This window comes from Sphingobium fuliginis (assembly GCF_015074805.1).
GTDB classification, from domain to species: domain Bacteria; phylum Pseudomonadota; class Alphaproteobacteria; order Sphingomonadales; family Sphingomonadaceae; genus Sphingobium; species Sphingobium fuliginis.
In genome coordinates this window covers 1,013,210-1,031,242 of sequence record NZ_CP060036.1, presented here as the reverse complement: position 1 = coordinate 1,031,242, position 18,033 = coordinate 1,013,210, and the positions used below count along the sequence as shown (strand labels likewise).

Here is an 18,033-nt window from a genome sequence, read left to right as displayed (position 1 = left end):
GCTGCGCGAGCGCCCGCATCAGGAGCGAGCTTGACGCCGGATCGCACCGATCATAGCGTCCGCGACGGTTTGATGTTGCATTCGGAGACCTACTCCCATGGAAGAAAGCGCCAAGGAGCGTCCCCCCGGCTATCGATATTCGCGGCGGGGCACTTTGGCGCTGATCCGCGATCTTTCCGTCATCGACGATCGCCGCAACGCTCTGCTGCTCGTCCTCCAATGGGCAATAGCGATCGGGGCCGGGGCGATCGCCATCCATGTCGACCGAATTCCGGTTTACCTGCTGGCCGGCATCGTCATCGGAACGCGCATTCAGTGCCTGGCAGTGATGATGCACGATGCATGTCACGGCATGCTGTTCAGCAATCGGCGCCTCAACGACCTGATAGGGGACATATTCGTCGCCTATCCGCTCGGCTTCAGCGTCGACCTGTACCGCGCCAATCACCTGCATCACCACCGCTACACCAACACGCTGCGCGACCGCGATTATCGTGTCCAGCGGCGGGATTCCGACCAGCATTTCCCGAAAAGCGCCGCTGCCATGGCCTGGCTGCTGGTCCGCAGCGTGACCGGGCTCAACCTCTATCGCATGGCGCGGGACAGCCGTGTCTGGGCGCCTTTCGCCAATTTCCACAATCCCGGGCGCTTCGGTTATGATTTTCCCCTGGGCCTGCGCATCCGCTATGTGCTGTGGGCGCTGCTCTTCTACGGCCTGATCCTGTTGTCGCCCTATCGCTGGAAGATATTGGGGCTCCTGCTGATCCCGCAGTTCATCTGGGCGAATGTCTTCAATCGGATCCGGGCAATGGCGGAGCATAACGGCGTCTCCGACGAAAGCGAGCTGAAGGGCACGCGCACGGTCATCCCCACCCTGCTCGACAGGTTCCTGATCGCGCCCTTCAACGTGAGCTATCACCTGGAACATCATCTGTTCCCGTCGGTGCCCTGGCCCAATCTGCGCCGGCTGCACGCGCATCTGATGACCGATCCGGTCTATGCGGCGAAAGCGCACGTCACGCAGAGCTATTGGGGCGTGATCCGGGAGTTGATGCCGCCGCCCCTGCCGGCAGGGGAAGGCGAACTTGTCGCCCGCCCGGAAGTAAATCCCTGATGCCGACCTGTTTTCGCGCCTGACGCCCGGCGCTTCTTGCCGATGAAGCGCGAAATCCCGGCGCCGCCCGACTATTTTGGTTCAGGACCGGGCAACGGCGCGGCCCCATCCACTTGAAGTCGCATTTTCATTATCTATCGCCCGTTGCAGCTGTCGGCGTACCTTCACGGCCGCCAGATCGTTGGACAGCAGCATGGGTTTGAGGTCGAAGAATTCCTCGCCCCCCATCTCCCTTTGGCTCGCGGCGATGATGGGGCCATCTTCCGTCTCGAACGCCGCGTGCATGGCCGCCGTCTTGAACCTGTTATAGTCTCCATCCTCTTCCGCATGGTTTCGGCGCGTGGCGAAGAAATAATGGGTCTCATTCTCGTCGCCGGGCGTGCAGCTGTGCAGGTCATATTGGCTGACGCCCTGTTCGAAGGGCACATCGTCCTGCGCGGCCGCGATCGACAACTGGATGTTGGCGGGCGCCGTCCATGTGACGCGGATGCTGTGCCGCGCCGTCTCCTCCGGGCGGGGCAGGAAGGGGGCGAAGATTCCGATGGGCGGGGTCTGGCTGTAGTCCCAACTGGCCGAAACGCTGTGATCCGTTTCCTCCACCTGCGGGATCAGCGGCGACAATTGTCCGCGCGTCGTGATGATCTCGCCATGGACGTAGTCGACATGGCTGAGGTCCATGACATTGTCCAGGATCAGCCGGTAATCGACCGGCAACTTCATATAGGTGTGGCCGACGCCGTTGGCATGGCCCTCGTCCAGCGGCGCGAAGTCGGGCAGCAGCGCGGGATCGGCGGCCTCCTCCGCCATCCAGATCCACAGGAAGCCGTGCCGTTCGATCAGCGGAAAGCTGCGCACGACCTGTCCCTTGGGCAATTGGCCGCGGCCGTGCGGGTTGTGGACGCAATGCCCGCCCGCGTCGAACCGCAGTCCATGATAGGGGCAGGCGATGGCGTCGCCCACCCGGCTGCCCATGGAAAGCGGGGCGAAGCGGTGCGGGCAGCGGTCCTGAAGTGCGACCGCCTCTCCCCGCGCATCGCGGTAGATCAGGATCGACATGCCCAATATCCGGCGGTGGAAAAGCTGCGTTGCATCGACTTCGCTGGAGAGGGCGGCGACGTACCAGGCGCGCTTGAGATACTGGCTCTTTGCAGACATGATGATCCTTTTCCCATGGTCGCCGCACGGATGGCGGCTGATGCGGATCGTTCAGCAAGCAGCGTGCCAGATTGTGCGTCTCCGCTCCGTCCGTTCCGCATAAGCGGGCCGAAATCCCGTTCTTCCCGGACAAGGGGTGGGAAGGACATGCCGCGCACGACCCCCTGGATGGGGGTGGAACAGGATCGGACTGTTGAAAATCATCTGCTTCTTCCCCTATGGTTGTCGAATAATCGACAGGAGTGGGGCATGGCGCGGGCAGGCGGATCGGCATCGGGCAAGTCGGGACTGGGGACCGCATTTCACGATGGGGGAGTCGCGCCCACCGGCGACCGCGACCTTGCCGACCTGCGCGACAGCTTCCATTTCGACCCGGCAAGCGCGGAGATCCGCCTGGGCAAGCGGCGGATGCTGCTGGTCGACGACATCGTCCTGGGCCAGTTGCGGCGCGAACTGGTGCGCGCGCTAGGCTATGAAAGCGCGCGCATGCTGATGTCGCGCATCGGCTATGGCACCGGCGTCGCGGATGCGCAGCTCGCGCAGGAATTGCGGCATCGCGGCAGCCTGGAGGACATCTATCGCGCCGGTCCGCAATTCCATGCGCTGAAGGGGGCCGTGCAGGTCGAGGAACTGGCGTTCGAGGCGGATTTCGAGGCCGGGCGCTTCTACGGCGAATATGTCTGGCACAATTCGGCGGAATGCGCGTCCCATGTGCAGGAAATGGGCATCGGCGCGCATCCGGCGGGATGGCAGCAGGCGGGCTATGCATCGGGCTATGCCTCCACCTTCTTCGGTCGGCCGATGGTGTTCCGCGAACTGGAATGCATCGCGATGGGGCATGACCGCTGTTATCTGGTCGGGCGGCCGGCGGACGAATGGCCGGACGCCGACGCCGAACTGCGCTGGTTCCGCGCCGACACGTACAGCCGTCGGCCGGTGCCGCCGGACAGCGCAGGGCCGGTGGACGTGGACCTGCATATGGGCGCGCGCGCGATCGTAGGCGCGTCGTCCGGCTTCAACACGGTGCTGCATCTGGTGGACAAGGTCGCGCCCACCATGGCGCCCGTGCTGTTCCTGGGCGAAAGCGGCGTCGGCAAGGAAGTGTTCGCGCGCGAACTGCACAAGCGCAGCCGGCGCGCCGACAGGCCGATCGTCGCGGTCAATTGCGCCGCCATTCCGGAGACATTGCTGGAGGCGGAATTGTTCGGGGTGGAGAAGGGCGCCTTCACCGGCGCCGTCGCGACGCGCCCCGGCCGGTTCGAGCGGGCCGCCGGCGGCACCCTGTTCCTCGATGAGATCGGCACGCTGTCCCTCGCCGCGCAGGGCAAGCTGCTGCGCGTTTTGCAGGACGGCGATTATGAGCGGGTGGGCGGGACGAAGACGCTGACCGCCGACGTCCGCCTGATCGCCGCCACCAATGCCGACCTGCGCGCCGAGATGGAGGCGGGCCGTTTCCGCGCCGACCTGTTCCACCGGCTGAGTCCCTTTCCCGTCTATATCCCGCCGCTGCGGGAGCGCCGGGCGGACATCCCGGTACTGGCCAATCATTTCCTTGCCCGCCTCTGCCAGCGGCACGGCCGCGGCCCGCTGCGCCTGGAGGCGGAGGTCGTCCGCGCCTTCCACGACTATGGCTGGCCGGGCAATATCCGCGAGATGGAGAATCTGGTGGAGCGGGGCGTCATCCTGGCGGCGGATGGGGAGGCGATCGGCCTGCACCATCTGACGCTGGGCGTGGGCAACCGGACAGAGGGCTTCGTGCCCGACCCGTTCCGCGATTTCGTCGCGCGCCGTTTTCGCCAGCATGGCAGGGGCGCTGAGCAGGATGTCGCCGCGATGCTGCTCGACAGCGGACTCAGCCAGCAACAGATCGCGGATCAACTGATTGCGGCCGCCCTGTGCCGCAGCGGCGGCAATGTCAGCGCCGCCGCCGCCGCGCTGGGCATGACGCGCGCGCAGGTGCAATATTGGAAGGGGCGGCGGGGCGGATGAAGGGCCCCGCCGGAAATCAACGGCCGTGGCCGAACGGCCGTTCCGTCACCGTCTTCACCGCCTGCCGGAAACCGTCGATCAGCGGCGATTCGTCGCCGGAACGGTAGATCATGCACAGGTCGAACGCGGCCGGACCGTCATCTTCGGCCAGCGGTACATAGACCACGTCCGGCAATTGCAGCGTCCGCGCCGATTCCACCGCCGCCGCCAGTCCCACGCCGCTCGACACGAAGGCGACGGCCGTCACCACGTCGTCGACCGTCTGCACGACATTGGGTTCGATGTTGAGGTCGTGAAAGGCGCGCAGCAGGAAATTGCTGAACCCGCCCGACTGGCTGGCGCGGGGATAGAAGATCATCGGTTCCCCCGCCAGGTCCGACAGGGCGATGGATGCGCGGCCCGCCAGCCGGTGGTTGCGCGGCATGGCGATGATCATCGGCTCGTGCACCACGGTTTCCCATTGCAGTCCGGGATATTCCAGGAAGAACCGGTTGAAGCCGATGGCGATCCGCCGTTCCTGCAACGCCTTCACCTGTGTGTCGCGGTCCATATTGTGCAGGATCACCTCGACATTGGGATAGCGCTTTCGGAAATCGAGCACGATGCGCGGCACGATGTCTAGCACGGCGGACCCGAACACGCCCACGTCCAGCCGGCCGAGCGCGCCCTGACCGATCAGTTGCGTCGTGGCGCAGGCCTGCTCCACCAGGTTCAGGATGTTGACCGCCTCCGTATAGAGGGCCTGCCCGGCGGCGGTGGGTTCGACGCCATGACGCTTGCGCACCAGCAGGGACACGCCCAGCACTTCCTCCAGATACTGGATCTGGCGGGTCAGCGGCGGCTGGGACAGATGGAGTTCCTGGGATGCGCCCCGGATGCTGCCATGGCGCACGGTCTCCACGAAATAGCGCAGGTGGCGGATGTCGATGCGGTTCGCGAACATGTCTTGCGCCTTTCGATGCCGTTCGAGATATGCCTTACAGGTATCTCAAAGCGTATAAAACAGTATTATTGGGTAAGGCTATCCTTCGTTAGAAGGTCAGGCAACGACATGGAGAGGACAGTTGGCGCATTTCCAGCATTTCATCGACGGAACCTTCACGCAGGGAACGTCCGGCAGGACTTTCCCCAAATATCGGCCCAGCGATGGCGCGCTGATCGGCCATGTGCATGAGGGCGGCCGCGCCGAAATCGACCTGGCGGTGCAGGCGGCGCGGGCGGCGCAGAAGGGCCCCTGGGCAAGGCTGACGGTGGACGATCGGTCCGACCTGATGCGGGCCGTCGCGGACGGCATCGTCCGGCGCTTCGACGATTTCGTGGCGGCGGAAATGGCCGATACCGGCCAGCCCCGGTCGATGATGGAACATGCCTTCATCCCGCGCGGCGCGGCCAATTTCCGGATCTTCGCCGACGTCGTGAAGAATGTCGCGACCGAGAGTTTCCAGACGCCGACCCCGGACGGGCGGGGCGCGCTCAACTATGCGATCCGCAAGCCCAAGGGGGTGATCGGCGTCATCTGCCCATGGAACGCGCCGTTGCTGCTGATGACGTGGAAGGTCGCGCCGGCGCTCGCCTGCGGCAACAGCGTGATCGTGAAGCCGTCGGAGGAGACGCCGGGCACCGCGACCCTGCTGGGCGAGGTGATGAACGATGCGGGCGTGCCCGCGGGCGTCTATAATGTCGTCCACGGCTTCGGCCCGGACAGCGCGGGCGGATATCTGACCCAGCATCCGGGCGTCGACGCGATCACCTTCACGGGGGAGACGCGCACCGGCACCGCCATCATGCAGGCGGCGGCGCATGGCCTGCGTGACGTGTCCTTCGAATTGGGCGGCAAGAACAGCGCGATCGTCTTCGCCGACGCCGATCTCGACGTGACGCTGGAGGCGCTGGGCCGATCCGTCTTCCTCAATTGCGGGCAGGTGTGCCTGGGCACCGAGCGGGTGTTGGTCGAGCGGCCGCTGTTCGAGGCGCTGGTCGCGGGTCTCAAGGAAAAGGCGGAGGCGCTCAGGCCCGGCGCGACCTTGGGCCCGCTCATCTCCGCCGAGCACCGCGAAAAGGTGCTGTCCTATTATGAAAAGGCCGTGGCGGAGGGCGCGAGTGTCGTGACCGGCGGCGGCGTGCCGACCATGCCCGAGGAACTTTCGGGCGGCCATTGGGTGCAGCCGACGATCTGGACCGGCCTGGCGGACGAGGCGTCGGTCTGGAACGAGGAGATTTTCGGTCCCTGCTGCCACATCCGCCCCTTCGACAGCGAGGAGGAGGCCATCGCCGTCGCCAATGCGACCGATTACGGCCTTTCCACCGCCATCTTCACGCGGGACCTGTCGCGCGCGCACCGCGTCGCGGCGGAGGTCGACGTGGGCATCACCTGGGTCAACAGCTGGTTCCTGCGCGACCTGCGCACGCCCTTCGGCGGCACCGGGCATAGCGGCATCGGCCGGGAAGGCGGGGTCCACAGCCTCGAATTCTATACCGAGCTGCGCAACATCTGCGTGAAGCTGTGACCGTGCTGGACGCGGCCGCCATCGCCCGGCACGGCGACGAACTGTACGAGGCGCTGGTCGCCGGCGCGACTGTCCCCAATCTGCGGGACCGGGTGCCGGGCATCACCATCGTCGATGCCTACCACATCCAGGCCCGCATGATCGGGCGGCGCGTCGCCGCGGGCGAGACGGTCGTCGGCAAGAAGATCGGCGTCACCTCCCGGGCCGTGCAGAACGCCATCGGCGTGTTCGAACCGGACTTCGGCATATTGACCAGCGCCATGGCCTATGACGATGGCGCGACCGTCCCGATCGAAGCGCTGATCCAGCCCAAGGCGGAGGCGGAGATCGCCTTCGTCCTGAAACGCGACCTGAAAGGCCCGGGCGTCACGGCGGCGGACGTGCTGGCGGCGACGGACCATGTCCGCGCCTGTTTCGAGATCGTCGACAGCCGCATCACGAACTGGGACATCCGCATCCAGGACACGGTGGCCGACAACGCCTCCTGCGGCGTCTATGCGCTGGGCCGCGAGAAGATCGATCCGCGCGACGTGGATCTGGCGCTGGCCGGCATGTGGGCGGAACGCAATGGCGAGCAGGTGGCCGTGGGCGTGGGCGCGGCCGTGCAGGGATCGCCCGCCAATGCGGTCGCCTGGCTCGCCAATACGCTGGGCCGGCTCGACATGCCCTTCCTGGCCGGGGAGGTGATCCTGTCCGGCGCGCTGGGGCCGATGTTCCCGGTGGGCGAGGGCGACCATATCGCCATGCGCATCGGCGGGATCGGCGATTGTTCCCTGACCTTCGGCCGGAGGACCGCCGATGCTTGATGCAGCAGCCATCGCCGAACTGGCGAACCGGGTGGACGGCGCCCAGTCGAACCGCCACACCATCGCGAAGCTGACCGACGATTATCCGGGCATGACCGTCGATGACGGCTATGCCGTGCAGGACGAATGCCTGCGCCGCTGGCAGGCGCGGGGCCGGGCGCTGATCGGCTACAAGGCCGGTCTCACCTCGCGGGCCAAGATGATCCAGATGGGCGTCGACGTGCCGAGCTTCGGCCTGCTGATGCGCGACACATGCGATGCGGAAGGCGGCGTGGTGCCGACCGCCGGGCTGATCCATCCGCGCGTCGAGGGGGAAATCGCCTATGTCATGGCCCGCGACCTGTCCGGCCCGGCCGTTTCCATCAATCAGGTCCATGCCGCGACGGACTTCATCCAGCCCGCCATCGAGATCCTCGACAGCCGGTTCGAGAAGTTCAGGTTCGACCTGCCGAGCGTCGTCGCGGACAATGGCTCCAGCGCGCGCTTCGTCATGGGCGGGCGGATGCGGCGGCCCAATGATGTCGACCCCGCGACCATCGGCATCGTGCTGGAAATCAACGGCGAGGCGGCGGCGCTGGCCTGTTCGGGCGCGGTGCTGGGCCATCCCGCCCGCGCCGTGCAGATGCTGGTCGCCTGGCTCCATGAGCGGGGGCGGATATTGCCCGCCGGCTCGGTGGTGCTGACCGGCGCCGCGACGGAAGCGATGCCGATCGCGAAAGGCGACATCGTTTGCGCCCGCTTTCAGGACATGGGCAGCATCAATGTGAGGATAGACTGATGCCGATTATATCCGTGGTCATTGGCGAAGGCCGCTCGATGGAAAAGAAATGGGCCTTCATCCGCGCCCTCACCAGGGCGACGGTCGAAACCATGGACGTGCGTCCCGACCAGGTGCGCGTGATCCTGAACGAAACCCCCTTGGACCATTATGCCGTCGCCGGCGTGACGTTCGGCGAAAAGGCGCAGCAGGGACAAAGTTGATGACCAAAGTGAAATGCGCCATCATCGGGCCGGGCAATATCGGCACCGACCTGCTCTACAAGCTGCTGCGTTCCGACAGGCTGGAGCCGGTCTGGATGGTCGGCGTCGATCCGGCGTCCGAAGGGCTGGCGCGGGCGCGGGAGCTGGGGCTGAAGACCACCGATGCGGGCGTCGACGGCCTGGTGCCGCATGTCGCCAGGGACGGCGTGAAGATCGCGTTCGACGCGACGTCGGCCTATGTCCATGCCGAAAACAGCCGCAAGCTGAACGAGCTGGGCGTGCTGATGATCGACCTGACGCCGGCGGCCATCGGTCCGCTTTGCGTGCCGGCGGTCAACCTGGCGCAGCAGGCGCGCGACGGCGCGGTCAACGTCAACATGGTGACCTGCGCGGGTCAGGCGACGATCCCGATGGTGAACGCGGTCAGCCGCGTCCAGCCGGTCGATTATGCGGAGATCATCGCGACGGTGGCGTCCAGGTCGATCGGCCCCGGCACCCGCAAGAATATCGACGAATTCACCCGCACCACCTCCGCCGCGATCGAGAAGGTGGGCGGCGCGGCGAAGGGCAAGGCGATCGTCGTCGTCAATCCCGCCGAACCGCCGCTGATGATGCGCGACACCGTCTATTGCGAGACCGCCGACGAGCCGGACCGGGACGCGATCGCCGCATCCGTGCAAGAGATGATCGCGCAGGTGCAGCGCTATGTGCCGGGCTATCGGCTGAAGAACGGGCCGACCTTCGAGGGGCGCAAGGTCTCCATCTTCCTGGAGGTCGAGGGGCTGGGCGACTTCCTGCCCCGATATGCGGGCAATCTGGACATCATGACCGCCGCCGCCGCGCGCACGGGCGAGATGTTCGCGCAGGAGATGATGGAGAGCGTGCAATGACGACGACGGCGCAGATCAAGGGCCGGAAGGTCAAGCTGCATGACATGTGCCTGCGCGACGGCATGCATTCGATGCGGCACCAGATCAGCCTGGACCAGATGATCGCCATCTCGACCGGGCTGGACGAGGCGGGCGTGCCACTGTTGCAGGTGACGCATGGCGATGGGCTGGGCGGTTCGTCGCTCAACTATGGGCGCGGCGCGCATAGCGACCGCGACTATATCACCGCCGTCGCGTCCCGCATGAAGAACGCCACCGTGTCGGTCCTGCATGTGCCGGGCATCGGCACGCTGGACGAACTGCGCATGGCGGCGGATTGCGGCGCGGGCTGCGTCCATGTCGCGTCCCACTGCACGGAGGCGGACGTGACCGAACAGCATATCGGCCTCGGCCGGAAGCTGGGGCTCGACACGGTGGGCTTCCTGATGATGGCGCACATGACCTCGGTCGAAACGCTGGTCGAACAGGCGCTGCTGATGGAAGGCTATGGCGCGACGACCGTCTATTGCGTCGACAGCGCCGGTTACATGCTGCCCGAAGATGTGACGGCGCGGATCGGCGCGTTGAAGGGCGCGTTGCAGGCGGAGACGGAGATCGGGTTCCACGGCCATCACAATCTTGGCCTTGGGATCGCCAATTCGCTGGCCGCCGTGGCGGCGGGCGCCAGCCGGATCGACGGGTCCGCCGCCGGTTTCGGCGCTGGCGCCGGCAACACCCCGCTGGAGGTATTCGCCGCCGTGTGCGAGCGGATGGGGGTGGAAACGGGCGTCGACACCTTCCGCCTGATGGACGTCGCGGAGGAGCGGGCGCTGCCGATGATGGCGAAGCCCCCGCGCGCCGACCGGGACAGCCTGACGCTGGGCTATGCCGGGGTCTATTCCACCTTCCTCTACGCGGCCAAGGATTGCGAGCGCAAATATGGCCTGCCCGCCCGCGACCTGCTGGTCGAACTGGGCCGCCTGAAGATGATCGGCGGGCAGGAGGACATGATAGAGGATACCGCCCTCACAATGGCGAAGGAGCGCGGGCTGATTTCGGCCTGACGCCCGGTTTTCAGATCGGAGTGAAGAGCATGTCCGTTCCGGGCAGGAATTTCGGCGCCCATTGCGTGGTCGTCGGCGCGAGCGGCGCATTGGGCAAGGCGATCGTCGCCGGGCTGGTGGCGCGCAAGATGCATGTCGTCGCGGTGGCGCGGTCGCGCGAGCCGCTGGAGGCGCTGGTCGATCGCCATGGCGCGGGCGTGGTGATGCCGGTCGTGGCCGACTTCGCGTCCGACGATGCGGTCGATGCGCTTCGGGCGCGGCTGGACCGGCCGGTCGCCATGGTCGTCCATGCGCCCGGCGTGCCGGTGGCGGGCGGCATTCGCGCCGCGCCCACCGACGCGCTGGTGGAGGCCTGCAACATCAAGGTCGGCGGCTTCGTCCGGCTGGTGCGCGCGGTGGAGGACCGACTGCGCCGCCACAGCCGCCTCGTCGCGATCGGCGGCCATTACGGGTTCGAGCCGACCGCCTATGCCGCCACCGCCGGGGTCGCCAATGCGGCGCTCGCCAATGTGGTGCGGCAGATGAGCTGGGCCTGTGGCGGGGAGGGGATCACCGCCCATCTTGTCGCCCCCGGCCCCGCCGATACCGATCGGCTGCACAAGGTCGCGGCGGCGCGGGCCTCGGAAAACGGCGGCTCGGTCGCGGACGAGCTGGACGCGATGCGCGGCGAATCCGCCATCGGCGCGCTCACCACCCCGAGCCAGGTCGCCTGGGCCGTGGCGATGCTGCTCGATGCGGAGGCGGACGCCATGGCGGGCGCGGCGATAATGCTGGACGCGGGCCGCCGGCGCGGCCTGCCTTGAGGAAGGAGAAGCGGCATGCCCATCGTGCAATTCCATCTGGTGGCGGACCAATATCCGGAAGAAGCCGTCGCCGCGCTGCTGGAGGCAGCCTCGTTCTTCTATGTGCAGGCGCTCTATCCCACGGTTTCGCCGCCGCCCCTGGAGCGGGTGCGCGCTTTCGCCACGAGCGTGCCGGCGCATCGCTGGGCGACGGGCGGCCGGCTGGTCAGCGATGGCGGGGCGGCAGCGCCCTGGTTCACCTGCATCGCCCTCGAAGGCCGCCCGACAGAACAGTTGCAGGGCCTGGCGGCGGGGTTCACCGACCTTGTCGAACGCCATCTGGGCTGCGACCGGTCGCTGATACGCGGCACGGTGATGCCGGTCGCCCCCGCGCTGTGGAGCATCGGCGGCGTTCCCGCCAGCGAGGCGCGCGCGTCCGAAGCGTCGCTGCGCGCCGGATGACGGGCCAAGGATGATGGGCAGGGGTGATGCGCATGGAGTATCACAGGCGAGCGGAAAGGGTATTTGTCGGTAATTCACCCCATGATTATGATCGGTGAAAAGAACAGAATGACTGGCAGGAGAGAGATCGGATGGACGATCGCGATGTTGAAGGCCTGACCCAAGCGGCGCCGTTTCAGATAGAGATAGGGGGCGTGCGCTTTCCCTGCCGCGCCGACCAGAGCCTGCTGGCGGCGATGATCGCGTCCGGACGCAAGGCGCTGGCCGTGGGATGCCGCAGCGGCGGGTGCGGCGTCTGCCGCATCCGGATACAGGCGGGCCGCTGTTCCACCGGGCATATGAACCGCGCCGTGGTGAGCGCCGCCGATGAGCAGGCGGGCATCGTCCTGGCCTGCCGCGCCTATCCGTCGAGCGATATTCGCGCCGTGCCGTTGCCGCGCGCATCCTTCGGCGCCGCCCCGGTCGGCCGCGCCGCATGAGCGCGATTGCGGAGATCGGCGCCCCCGCGGCGCAGGCGGTGGAGCGGATGCTGTCCGCCGGCCGCGCCCGCGCGGAGGCGATCGGCGCCCGCGTGCATGTCGCGGTCGTGGATGGGGCGGGCAATCTCGCGGGCTATCTGCGGATGCCGGGATCGTTCCTTAGTTCAGGCGAACTGGCGATCGACAAGGCCTATACCGCTGCCAGCTTCGCAATGGCGACGCGCGATTTCGGCGCGCTGCTGGAGCGGGCGCCCCGCCCGGTGCGCGACGGTTTGCTGCGCCGGCCGCGCCTGACGGAAGTTCCGGGCGGCTGTCCCGCCGAGGTGCAGGGGCGCCTGATCGGGGCGGTCGGCGTGTCGGGCGGCAGCGAAGTGGAAGACGAGGACATCGCCGCAGCCGCCCTGGCGGCCATGCTGCGCGACGATATTTCTGGGAGAGAATGAATGGCGATTCGTGGATTGCTCCGGGTCGGCGAAGTGTGCGTCAGGGTGTTCGACATCGACGACGCGCGCCGCCACTATGGCGAGCGGATGGGTCTTATCGAAACCTATCAGGGCGACCCCGACAAGCTCTATTACAAGGTCGCGGACGAGCATGACTGGTATTCGCTGGTCCTGGAGAAGGCCGATGCGCCCGGCGTCGAATATTTCGCCTTCCGCACCTATGAGGATGCGGAGATCGACCATTTCGCCGCGGCGCTGACCGAATATGGCCTTGCCGTCGAACATGTCGAGCCGGGCGTGTATCCCAAGAGCGGCCGGCGCATCCGCTTCACCCTGCCGTCGGGCCATGTCATGCACATCTATGCCGACAAGGAGAAGATCGGCAACGGCATGCCGACCCGCAACCCCGGCACCATTCCCGACGAAGGCTATATTCGCGGCTTCCGCTGCGTGCGGCTGGACCATGTGCTGCTGGGCGGACCCAACATCGTCGAGAACAGGGACATCTTCACCGGGATATTCGGCTTCACCGTCAGCGAGGAACTGGTCACGCAGGGGGACGAGACCCGGCTTGCGGTCTTCCTTTCCTGCTCCAACAAGCCGCATGACATCGCCTTCATCCTGCAACCGGATGGCAGCCGCTTCCACCATGTCTCCTTCCTGCTGGATTCGGTGAACGACCTGTTCCACGCGGGCGACCTGATCGGCAAATATGAAATCCCGGTCGACGTGTCGGTGAACCGCCATGGGGTGACGCGCGGCGCGACCATCTATTTCTTCGATCCGTCGGGCAACCGCAATGAAGTCTTCACCGGCGGCTATGTCCATTATCCCGATACGCCGACGCTGACCTGGGACACCAGCCAGTTGGGCAAGGCCACTTTCTCGCAGGACAATATGCCGCGCGAGAGCTTTCTGAACGTTCTGACCTGACGGTCATCGACAAGACAGGCCGCGACAAGGCGGCCGATACATAAGGGACAAGGGGAGTTTTATCATGAAGTCTGGAATTTCGAACGGCGCGTCCGCGCTGGCGGTGGCGCTCGTCCTTTCGACATCGGCCGCGATGGCGCAGGACGCCGCCGCGCCGCAGGAGAATGTCGGCCTCCAGGACATCGTCGTCACCGCGCAGAAGCGGTCCGAAAGCGCGCAGCAGGTGCCGATCGCCATTTCCGCCGTCACGTCGGAAGCGCTCCAGTCCAAGGGGCTGACCGACATCGCCAGCATTTCCGGACAGGCGCCCAACGTCACCCTGAAAAGCTCCGGCGCGTTCGGCGGGTCCAGCTCGACCCTCTTCACCTATATCCGCGGTATCGGCCAGAATGATTTCGGCTTCAACCTGGAACCGGGCGTGGGCGTCTATGTCGACAATGTCTACCTCGCCCGCAACATCGGCGCGAATGTCGACCTGCTGGACCTTCAGCGCGTCGAAGTGCTGAAAGGACCGCAGGGCACGCTGTTCGGCCGCAACACCATCGGCGGCGCGCTCAACATCGTCACCTCCGATCCGGGCGACGAATGGAAGGTGAAGGGCGAAGTCACGACCGGCCGCTACGATCGCATCGACGTGCGCGGCGCGCTGGAAGCGCCGTTGGCGCCGGGCGTGCTGCACATGGGCCTCGCCTTCTCCACCAAGCATCGCGACGGCTGGCAGAAGCGCATTCCCTATGAAGGCGATACCGGCAACAACCCGATCTGGCTGCTGGCGACCGGCGGCGCGTCGGGCGGCCCCGCCAACGGCAATACGGACGGCGCGATCCTCTTCCCGACGACGGCGAAGGACAGGCCCGACCGGTCGGGCAACATGAACCAGACCGCCGTGCGCCTGAAATTCCTGTTCACGCCCAATGACAGGCTCACCATGCGGCTGATCGGCGACTATCTGAACGTGGATGAGCAGGCGACGCCCTTCTCGCTGCTGGCGGTCAACCAGAATGCCTATGTCGCGCTCTACAACACCTGCATCTCGGGCAATCCGGCCTTCTACGCGCCGGTCGCCGCGCTGGCGGGCGTGCCGGCCGCCGGCGTGACCGACCTGTGCCAGGGCGTGCGCGGCAATGCCGGGTCGCCGGCCGGCATCCAGCCTTCGCTGGAAAGCCAGGCGGGGCAGAACCTGCCCTATGACAACCGCTATGTGATCCGCAACGCGGACGGCAGCATCAATCCCGATCTCAGCTACGCCAGCGGCGCCAATTACAACAAGATCGACAATTACGGCATCAATGGCCAGATCGATTACGACCTGACCGATGCGCTGACGATCAAGTCGATCACCGCCTATCGCCGGCTGAAGTCCAAATTCGGCGCCGACATCGGCGGCGCGCCCTTCTCCGCGCTCGCGCCCACCTTCGCGGATTGGGAAAACCAGCTTTCGCAGGAAGTGCAACTGGTCGGCAATATATGGGAAAACCGCTGGAAATTCGTGCTGGGCGGCTATTATTTCCATGAATATGGCCGCCACGCGGACCGGGTGCCCTTTATCGGCGGCATGATCCAGATCGTGTCGAACGACCGTTACGACACCAAATCCTATGCCGCCTTCATGCACAACAATATCGATGTCATCCCCGACAGGCTGGGGCTGACCCTCGGCATCCGCTATACCCGCGACGACAAGCGCTTCACCGGCACGCAGCGGGACGAAAACGCCTTCGGCCTGCGCTTGACCCAGGCGCCGCCCGCGCTCGTCCTGCCCGATCCCAACGACATCTACCGCGTCTATCCGCTGGGCGAAAACAGCATGTCGTTCGAAAATGTCTCCTACCGGATCGGCGCGGAATATCACATCAACCGCCGGGTGATGGCCTATGCCTCCTACGCCACGGGCTACAAGGGCGGCGGCTGGACCACGCGCCTGACGCTGCCCAATTTCACCGTCGTCAACGGCGTGCCGGTCAAGCTGCCCGCGCCGACCTTCGGCCCGGAAAAGGCCTATACGACGGAAATCGGCATCAAGTCCGAACTGTTCGACCGCCGCGTCCGGCTGAACGTCGCGGCCTTCAACACGGAATATAACAGCATCCAACTCACCTTCCAGAACGGGTCGTCCCCGGTCACCGCCAATGGCGGGGACGGACGCATCCGCGGCGTGGAGGCCGAGCTGAACCTGGCCCCGGTGCGCAACTGGACGCTGGACGCCAGCCTTGGGTATCTGGACGCGGAATATCAGAGCATCCTGCCCGGCGTGCCGCTGACGGGGAAGGAGAAGTTCGTGAACACGCCCAAATGGCAGGCGCAGGCGGGCACCGCCTACACTTTCGAGACCAGCGGCATCGGCAGCTTCACGCCGCGGGTCGACTGGACCTATGCCAGCAAGACCTATAATGACGAGGCGAATACGCCGGTGCTGGCCACGCCGGCAGGCAGCTTCTTCAACGGTTCCGTCACCTGGCGCGCGCCCGGCGAACGCTACGAAATTCAGGCCGGGGTCACCAACATCGCCGACCGCCGCGCCGTCGTGTCCGGCTACACCAATGCGGAGGCGATCTATTCGGGCGTATTCAGCCGCCCGCGCGAATGGTTCCTGACCCTGCGCGTGCGCAACTGAGGACAAGGGGGTTCCCGTGGCCGGTCGGGCGTCGCGGGACAGAGGGCGCAAGGGACGGTTCCCGCGCGCGGCCTGCCATGACCGTCCGGATCGGCTGCCTCCGCAGCCCGGTCCGGGCGGTCCTTTTTTTGGGCGGGAAGGGGCGGGCGCGATTTCGACAAAATTGTCGACGGCGGCCCGCCCATGACAAAATTGTCGATGCGGCGTGCGCGAAAAGTCCGGATTTCCGGGAAAATCGAACTGGCATGGGCCTTGCTAAACAGAAAGGACAAGGCAACAGCCGGGAGAGGAAGATGGCGGAACGACCGCAATCCGACATATTGGACGCGAAGTTCGTGCGCGTCCGCAACCGCCGCGAAAACGGCCTGATCGAATTCGACTTCGCCATCGGCGCCCCGGAAATCTTCGTGGAACTGCTGATGCCGACCGCGGCGTTCGAGGAATTCTGCGCCGTCAACCGCGTGACCGACGTGACCGGCCAGCCGCTGGAGCAGGACGATTTCGACGCCCGGCTGGCGCGGGTGCTCGCCGGCGAAGCCCGATAAGCAAGAGAGGAGAGACCGACCCCATGCAGATGGACCTGCGCACCGTCACCATCGCGCCGCAGCGGCAGACCTATGGCCATGTCGCGCGCCATATCGGCGGCGACAAGCCGGCGTCCCGCTATCAGGAGGGCACGATCGGCCTCCAGACGACGGGCAACCAGCATTATCGTCCGCTCTGGGACCCGGCCCACGATTATTTCGACGAAAGCCGCACGAAGCTGAAGATGGCGGACTGGTACGCCTTCCGCGATCCGCGCCAATATTATTACGGCAGCTACGTCCTGGCCCGCGCCAGGCAGCAGGAAGCGGCGGAGGCCGCCTTCGACTTCGTGGAGACGCGTGGCCTGGCCGACGCATTGCCCGACGACATCCGCGCCCTCGCGCTCGACCTGATCCTGCCGCTGCGCCATGTCGCCTGGGGCGCGTCGATGAACAATGACTTCATCGCCGCCTATGGCTATGGCACGGGCATCACCCAGCCGGCGCTTTATTATGCGATGGACCAGCTGGGCATCGCGCAGTTCGACACGCGCCTTGGCCTGCTGCTCGCCGAACCCGAAGCGCTGGACGCGGCCAAGGAGGCATGGCTGCACGACGTGCGCTGGCAATCGCTGCGCCGCCTGGTCGAGGACTTGTTCGTGGAGCAGGACTGGTTCGAACTGTTCGTAGCGCAGGATCTGGTGCTCGACGGCCTGCTCTATCCCCTGGTCTTCCAGACGATCGTCGACGGCGACCTGGCGCAGCGCGGCGGCGCCGCGGTGGCGATGGTCACGCAGTTCCAGAATGAATGGGCGGCGGAAACGCGCAAATGGGTCGACGCGCAGATCAAGGCGGCCTGTGCCGACGATGCGGGCAATGCCGCGCTGATCGGCCAGTGGATCGCCAAATGGACGCCGCGCGCCGCCGCGGCGCTCTGTCCGCTGGCCGAAATGGGGCTGGGGGACCGGTCCGCCGCCGTCATGGACGAACTGTGCACCGCGCTCGACGCCCGCGCCGCCAGGGCGGGGGTCCGCGCATGAGCAGCACCGTCTTCCTCGCGCTTCAGGCCAATGACGACACCCGCCATGTCATCGACGCGATCATGGCGGACAATCCCGCCGCCAGCCTGGACCCGCAGCCGGCGATGGTGCGCATCACCGCGCCGGGCACGCTGGTCGTGCGCCGCGAAACGATCGAAGAGCTGATCGGCCGCGATTTCGACCTTCAGGAACTGCACGTCAACATGATCTCCCTGTCGGGCCGCGTGGACGAGACCGACGACATCTTCACTCTGAGCTGGGACCGCTGAGC

The 18,033-nt window shown here is 66.1% G+C and carries 19 protein-coding genes; 17 read left to right on the top strand and 2 right to left on the bottom strand.

Annotated elements, in window-relative coordinates; translation table 11 throughout:
- The first annotated feature begins 97 nt into the window (after positions 1–97).
- On the top strand, positions 98–1,114 hold the full coding sequence (locus H5V43_RS20680) for a fatty acid desaturase family protein (protein ID WP_025548051.1): 1,017 nt from the start codon (positions 98–100) through the stop codon (positions 1,112–1,114).
- A gap of 81 nt (positions 1,115–1,195) precedes the next feature.
- Here H5V43_RS20680 and H5V43_RS20675 read toward each other — a convergent pair whose 3' ends face one another.
- Positions 1,196–2,269: an aromatic ring-hydroxylating oxygenase subunit alpha gene (locus H5V43_RS20675; protein ID WP_025548049.1), complete on the bottom strand. Its 1,074-nt coding sequence runs from the start codon at positions 2,267–2,269 to the stop codon at positions 1,196–1,198.
- A 249-nt stretch (positions 2,270–2,518) separates the two neighbouring features.
- On the opposite strand from H5V43_RS20675, the gene H5V43_RS20670 reads away from it, so the two are divergent.
- The gene (locus tag H5V43_RS20670) at positions 2,519–4,258 is read left to right on the top strand and encodes a sigma-54-dependent Fis family transcriptional regulator (protein ID WP_044661073.1); all 1,740 of its coding nucleotides are present in this window, start codon (positions 2,519–2,521) and stop codon (positions 4,256–4,258) included.
- A 16-nt stretch (positions 4,259–4,274) separates the two neighbouring features.
- On the opposite strand, the gene H5V43_RS20665 is transcribed toward H5V43_RS20670, so the two are convergent.
- Positions 4,275–5,201 (bottom strand): LysR substrate-binding domain-containing protein, encoded by a 927-nt coding sequence (locus tag H5V43_RS20665; protein ID WP_037481829.1) that lies wholly within the window; start codon positions 5,199–5,201, stop codon positions 4,275–4,277.
- Between the two features lie 121 nt (positions 5,202–5,322).
- On the opposite strand from H5V43_RS20665, the gene H5V43_RS20660 reads away from it, so the two are divergent.
- The 15 genes from H5V43_RS20660 (at position 5,323) to H5V43_RS20590 (ending at position 18,031) form a co-directional block, all read left to right on the top strand.
- Positions 5,323–6,765 carry a 2-hydroxymuconic semialdehyde dehydrogenase gene (locus H5V43_RS20660; protein WP_025548047.1) on the top strand — a complete coding sequence of 481 codons (1,443 nt, stop codon included), beginning with the start codon at positions 5,323–5,325 and terminating at the stop codon, positions 6,763–6,765.
- On the top strand, positions 6,762–7,571 hold the full coding sequence (locus tag H5V43_RS20655; RefSeq protein WP_083199059.1) for a fumarylacetoacetate hydrolase family protein: 810 nt from the start codon (positions 6,762–6,764) through the stop codon (positions 7,569–7,571). The genes H5V43_RS20660 and H5V43_RS20655 overlap by 4 nt, the downstream gene beginning before the upstream one ends.
- The gene (locus H5V43_RS20650; RefSeq protein ID WP_025548044.1) at positions 7,564–8,349 is read left to right on the top strand and encodes a fumarylacetoacetate hydrolase family protein; all 786 of its coding nucleotides are present in this window, start codon (positions 7,564–7,566) and stop codon (positions 8,347–8,349) included. The genes H5V43_RS20655 and H5V43_RS20650 overlap by 8 nt, the downstream gene beginning before the upstream one ends.
- Positions 8,349–8,552 (top strand): tautomerase family protein, encoded by a 204-nt coding sequence (locus tag H5V43_RS20645; RefSeq protein WP_025548043.1) that lies wholly within the window; start codon positions 8,349–8,351, stop codon positions 8,550–8,552. Before H5V43_RS20650 ends, H5V43_RS20645 begins: the two co-directional genes overlap by 1 nt.
- Complete coding sequence (locus H5V43_RS20640; RefSeq protein WP_025548042.1) at positions 8,552–9,442, top strand: acetaldehyde dehydrogenase (acetylating); 891 nt, start codon at positions 8,552–8,554, stop codon at positions 9,440–9,442. The genes H5V43_RS20645 and H5V43_RS20640 overlap by 1 nt, the downstream gene beginning before the upstream one ends.
- Positions 9,439–10,485, top strand: coding sequence for a 4-hydroxy-2-oxovalerate aldolase (gene dmpG, locus H5V43_RS20635; RefSeq protein WP_025548040.1), 1,047 nt, complete (start codon positions 9,439–9,441; stop codon positions 10,483–10,485). The genes H5V43_RS20640 and dmpG overlap by 4 nt, the downstream gene beginning before the upstream one ends.
- 29 nt (positions 10,486–10,514) lie before the next feature.
- The gene (locus tag H5V43_RS20630) at positions 10,515–11,288 is read left to right on the top strand and encodes an SDR family oxidoreductase (protein ID WP_025548039.1); all 774 of its coding nucleotides are present in this window, start codon (positions 10,515–10,517) and stop codon (positions 11,286–11,288) included.
- Positions 11,289–11,303: 15 nt separating this feature from the next.
- Positions 11,304–11,729: a tautomerase family protein gene (locus H5V43_RS20625; protein ID WP_025548037.1), complete on the top strand. Its 426-nt coding sequence runs from the start codon at positions 11,304–11,306 to the stop codon at positions 11,727–11,729.
- Between the two features lie 131 nt (positions 11,730–11,860).
- Positions 11,861–12,208: a 2Fe-2S iron-sulfur cluster-binding protein gene (locus H5V43_RS20620; protein WP_025548035.1), complete on the top strand. Its 348-nt coding sequence runs from the start codon at positions 11,861–11,863 to the stop codon at positions 12,206–12,208.
- Complete coding sequence (locus H5V43_RS20615; protein ID WP_025548034.1) at positions 12,205–12,651, top strand: GlcG/HbpS family heme-binding protein; 447 nt, start codon at positions 12,205–12,207, stop codon at positions 12,649–12,651. Before H5V43_RS20620 ends, H5V43_RS20615 begins: the two co-directional genes overlap by 4 nt.
- A complete protein-coding gene (locus tag H5V43_RS20610; protein ID WP_025548032.1) occupies positions 12,652–13,584 on the top strand; it encodes a catechol 2,3-dioxygenase in 933 nt (310 codons plus the stop codon).
- Between the two features lie 64 nt (positions 13,585–13,648).
- Positions 13,649–16,198: a TonB-dependent receptor gene (locus H5V43_RS20605; RefSeq protein ID WP_025548030.1), complete on the top strand. Its 2,550-nt coding sequence runs from the start codon at positions 13,649–13,651 to the stop codon at positions 16,196–16,198.
- Positions 16,199–16,491: 293 nt separating this feature from the next.
- Positions 16,492–16,743, top strand: coding sequence for a phenol hydroxylase subunit (locus tag H5V43_RS20600; RefSeq protein WP_025548028.1), 252 nt, complete (start codon positions 16,492–16,494; stop codon positions 16,741–16,743).
- A 23-nt stretch (positions 16,744–16,766) separates the two neighbouring features.
- Positions 16,767–17,762 carry a ferritin family protein gene (locus tag H5V43_RS20595; protein WP_025548027.1) on the top strand — a complete coding sequence of 332 codons (996 nt, stop codon included), beginning with the start codon at positions 16,767–16,769 and terminating at the stop codon, positions 17,760–17,762.
- Positions 17,759–18,031, top strand: coding sequence for an MmoB/DmpM family protein (locus tag H5V43_RS20590; protein ID WP_007684796.1), 273 nt, complete (start codon positions 17,759–17,761; stop codon positions 18,029–18,031). Before H5V43_RS20595 ends, H5V43_RS20590 begins: the two co-directional genes overlap by 4 nt.
- Positions 18,032–18,033 lie beyond the last annotated feature (2 nt).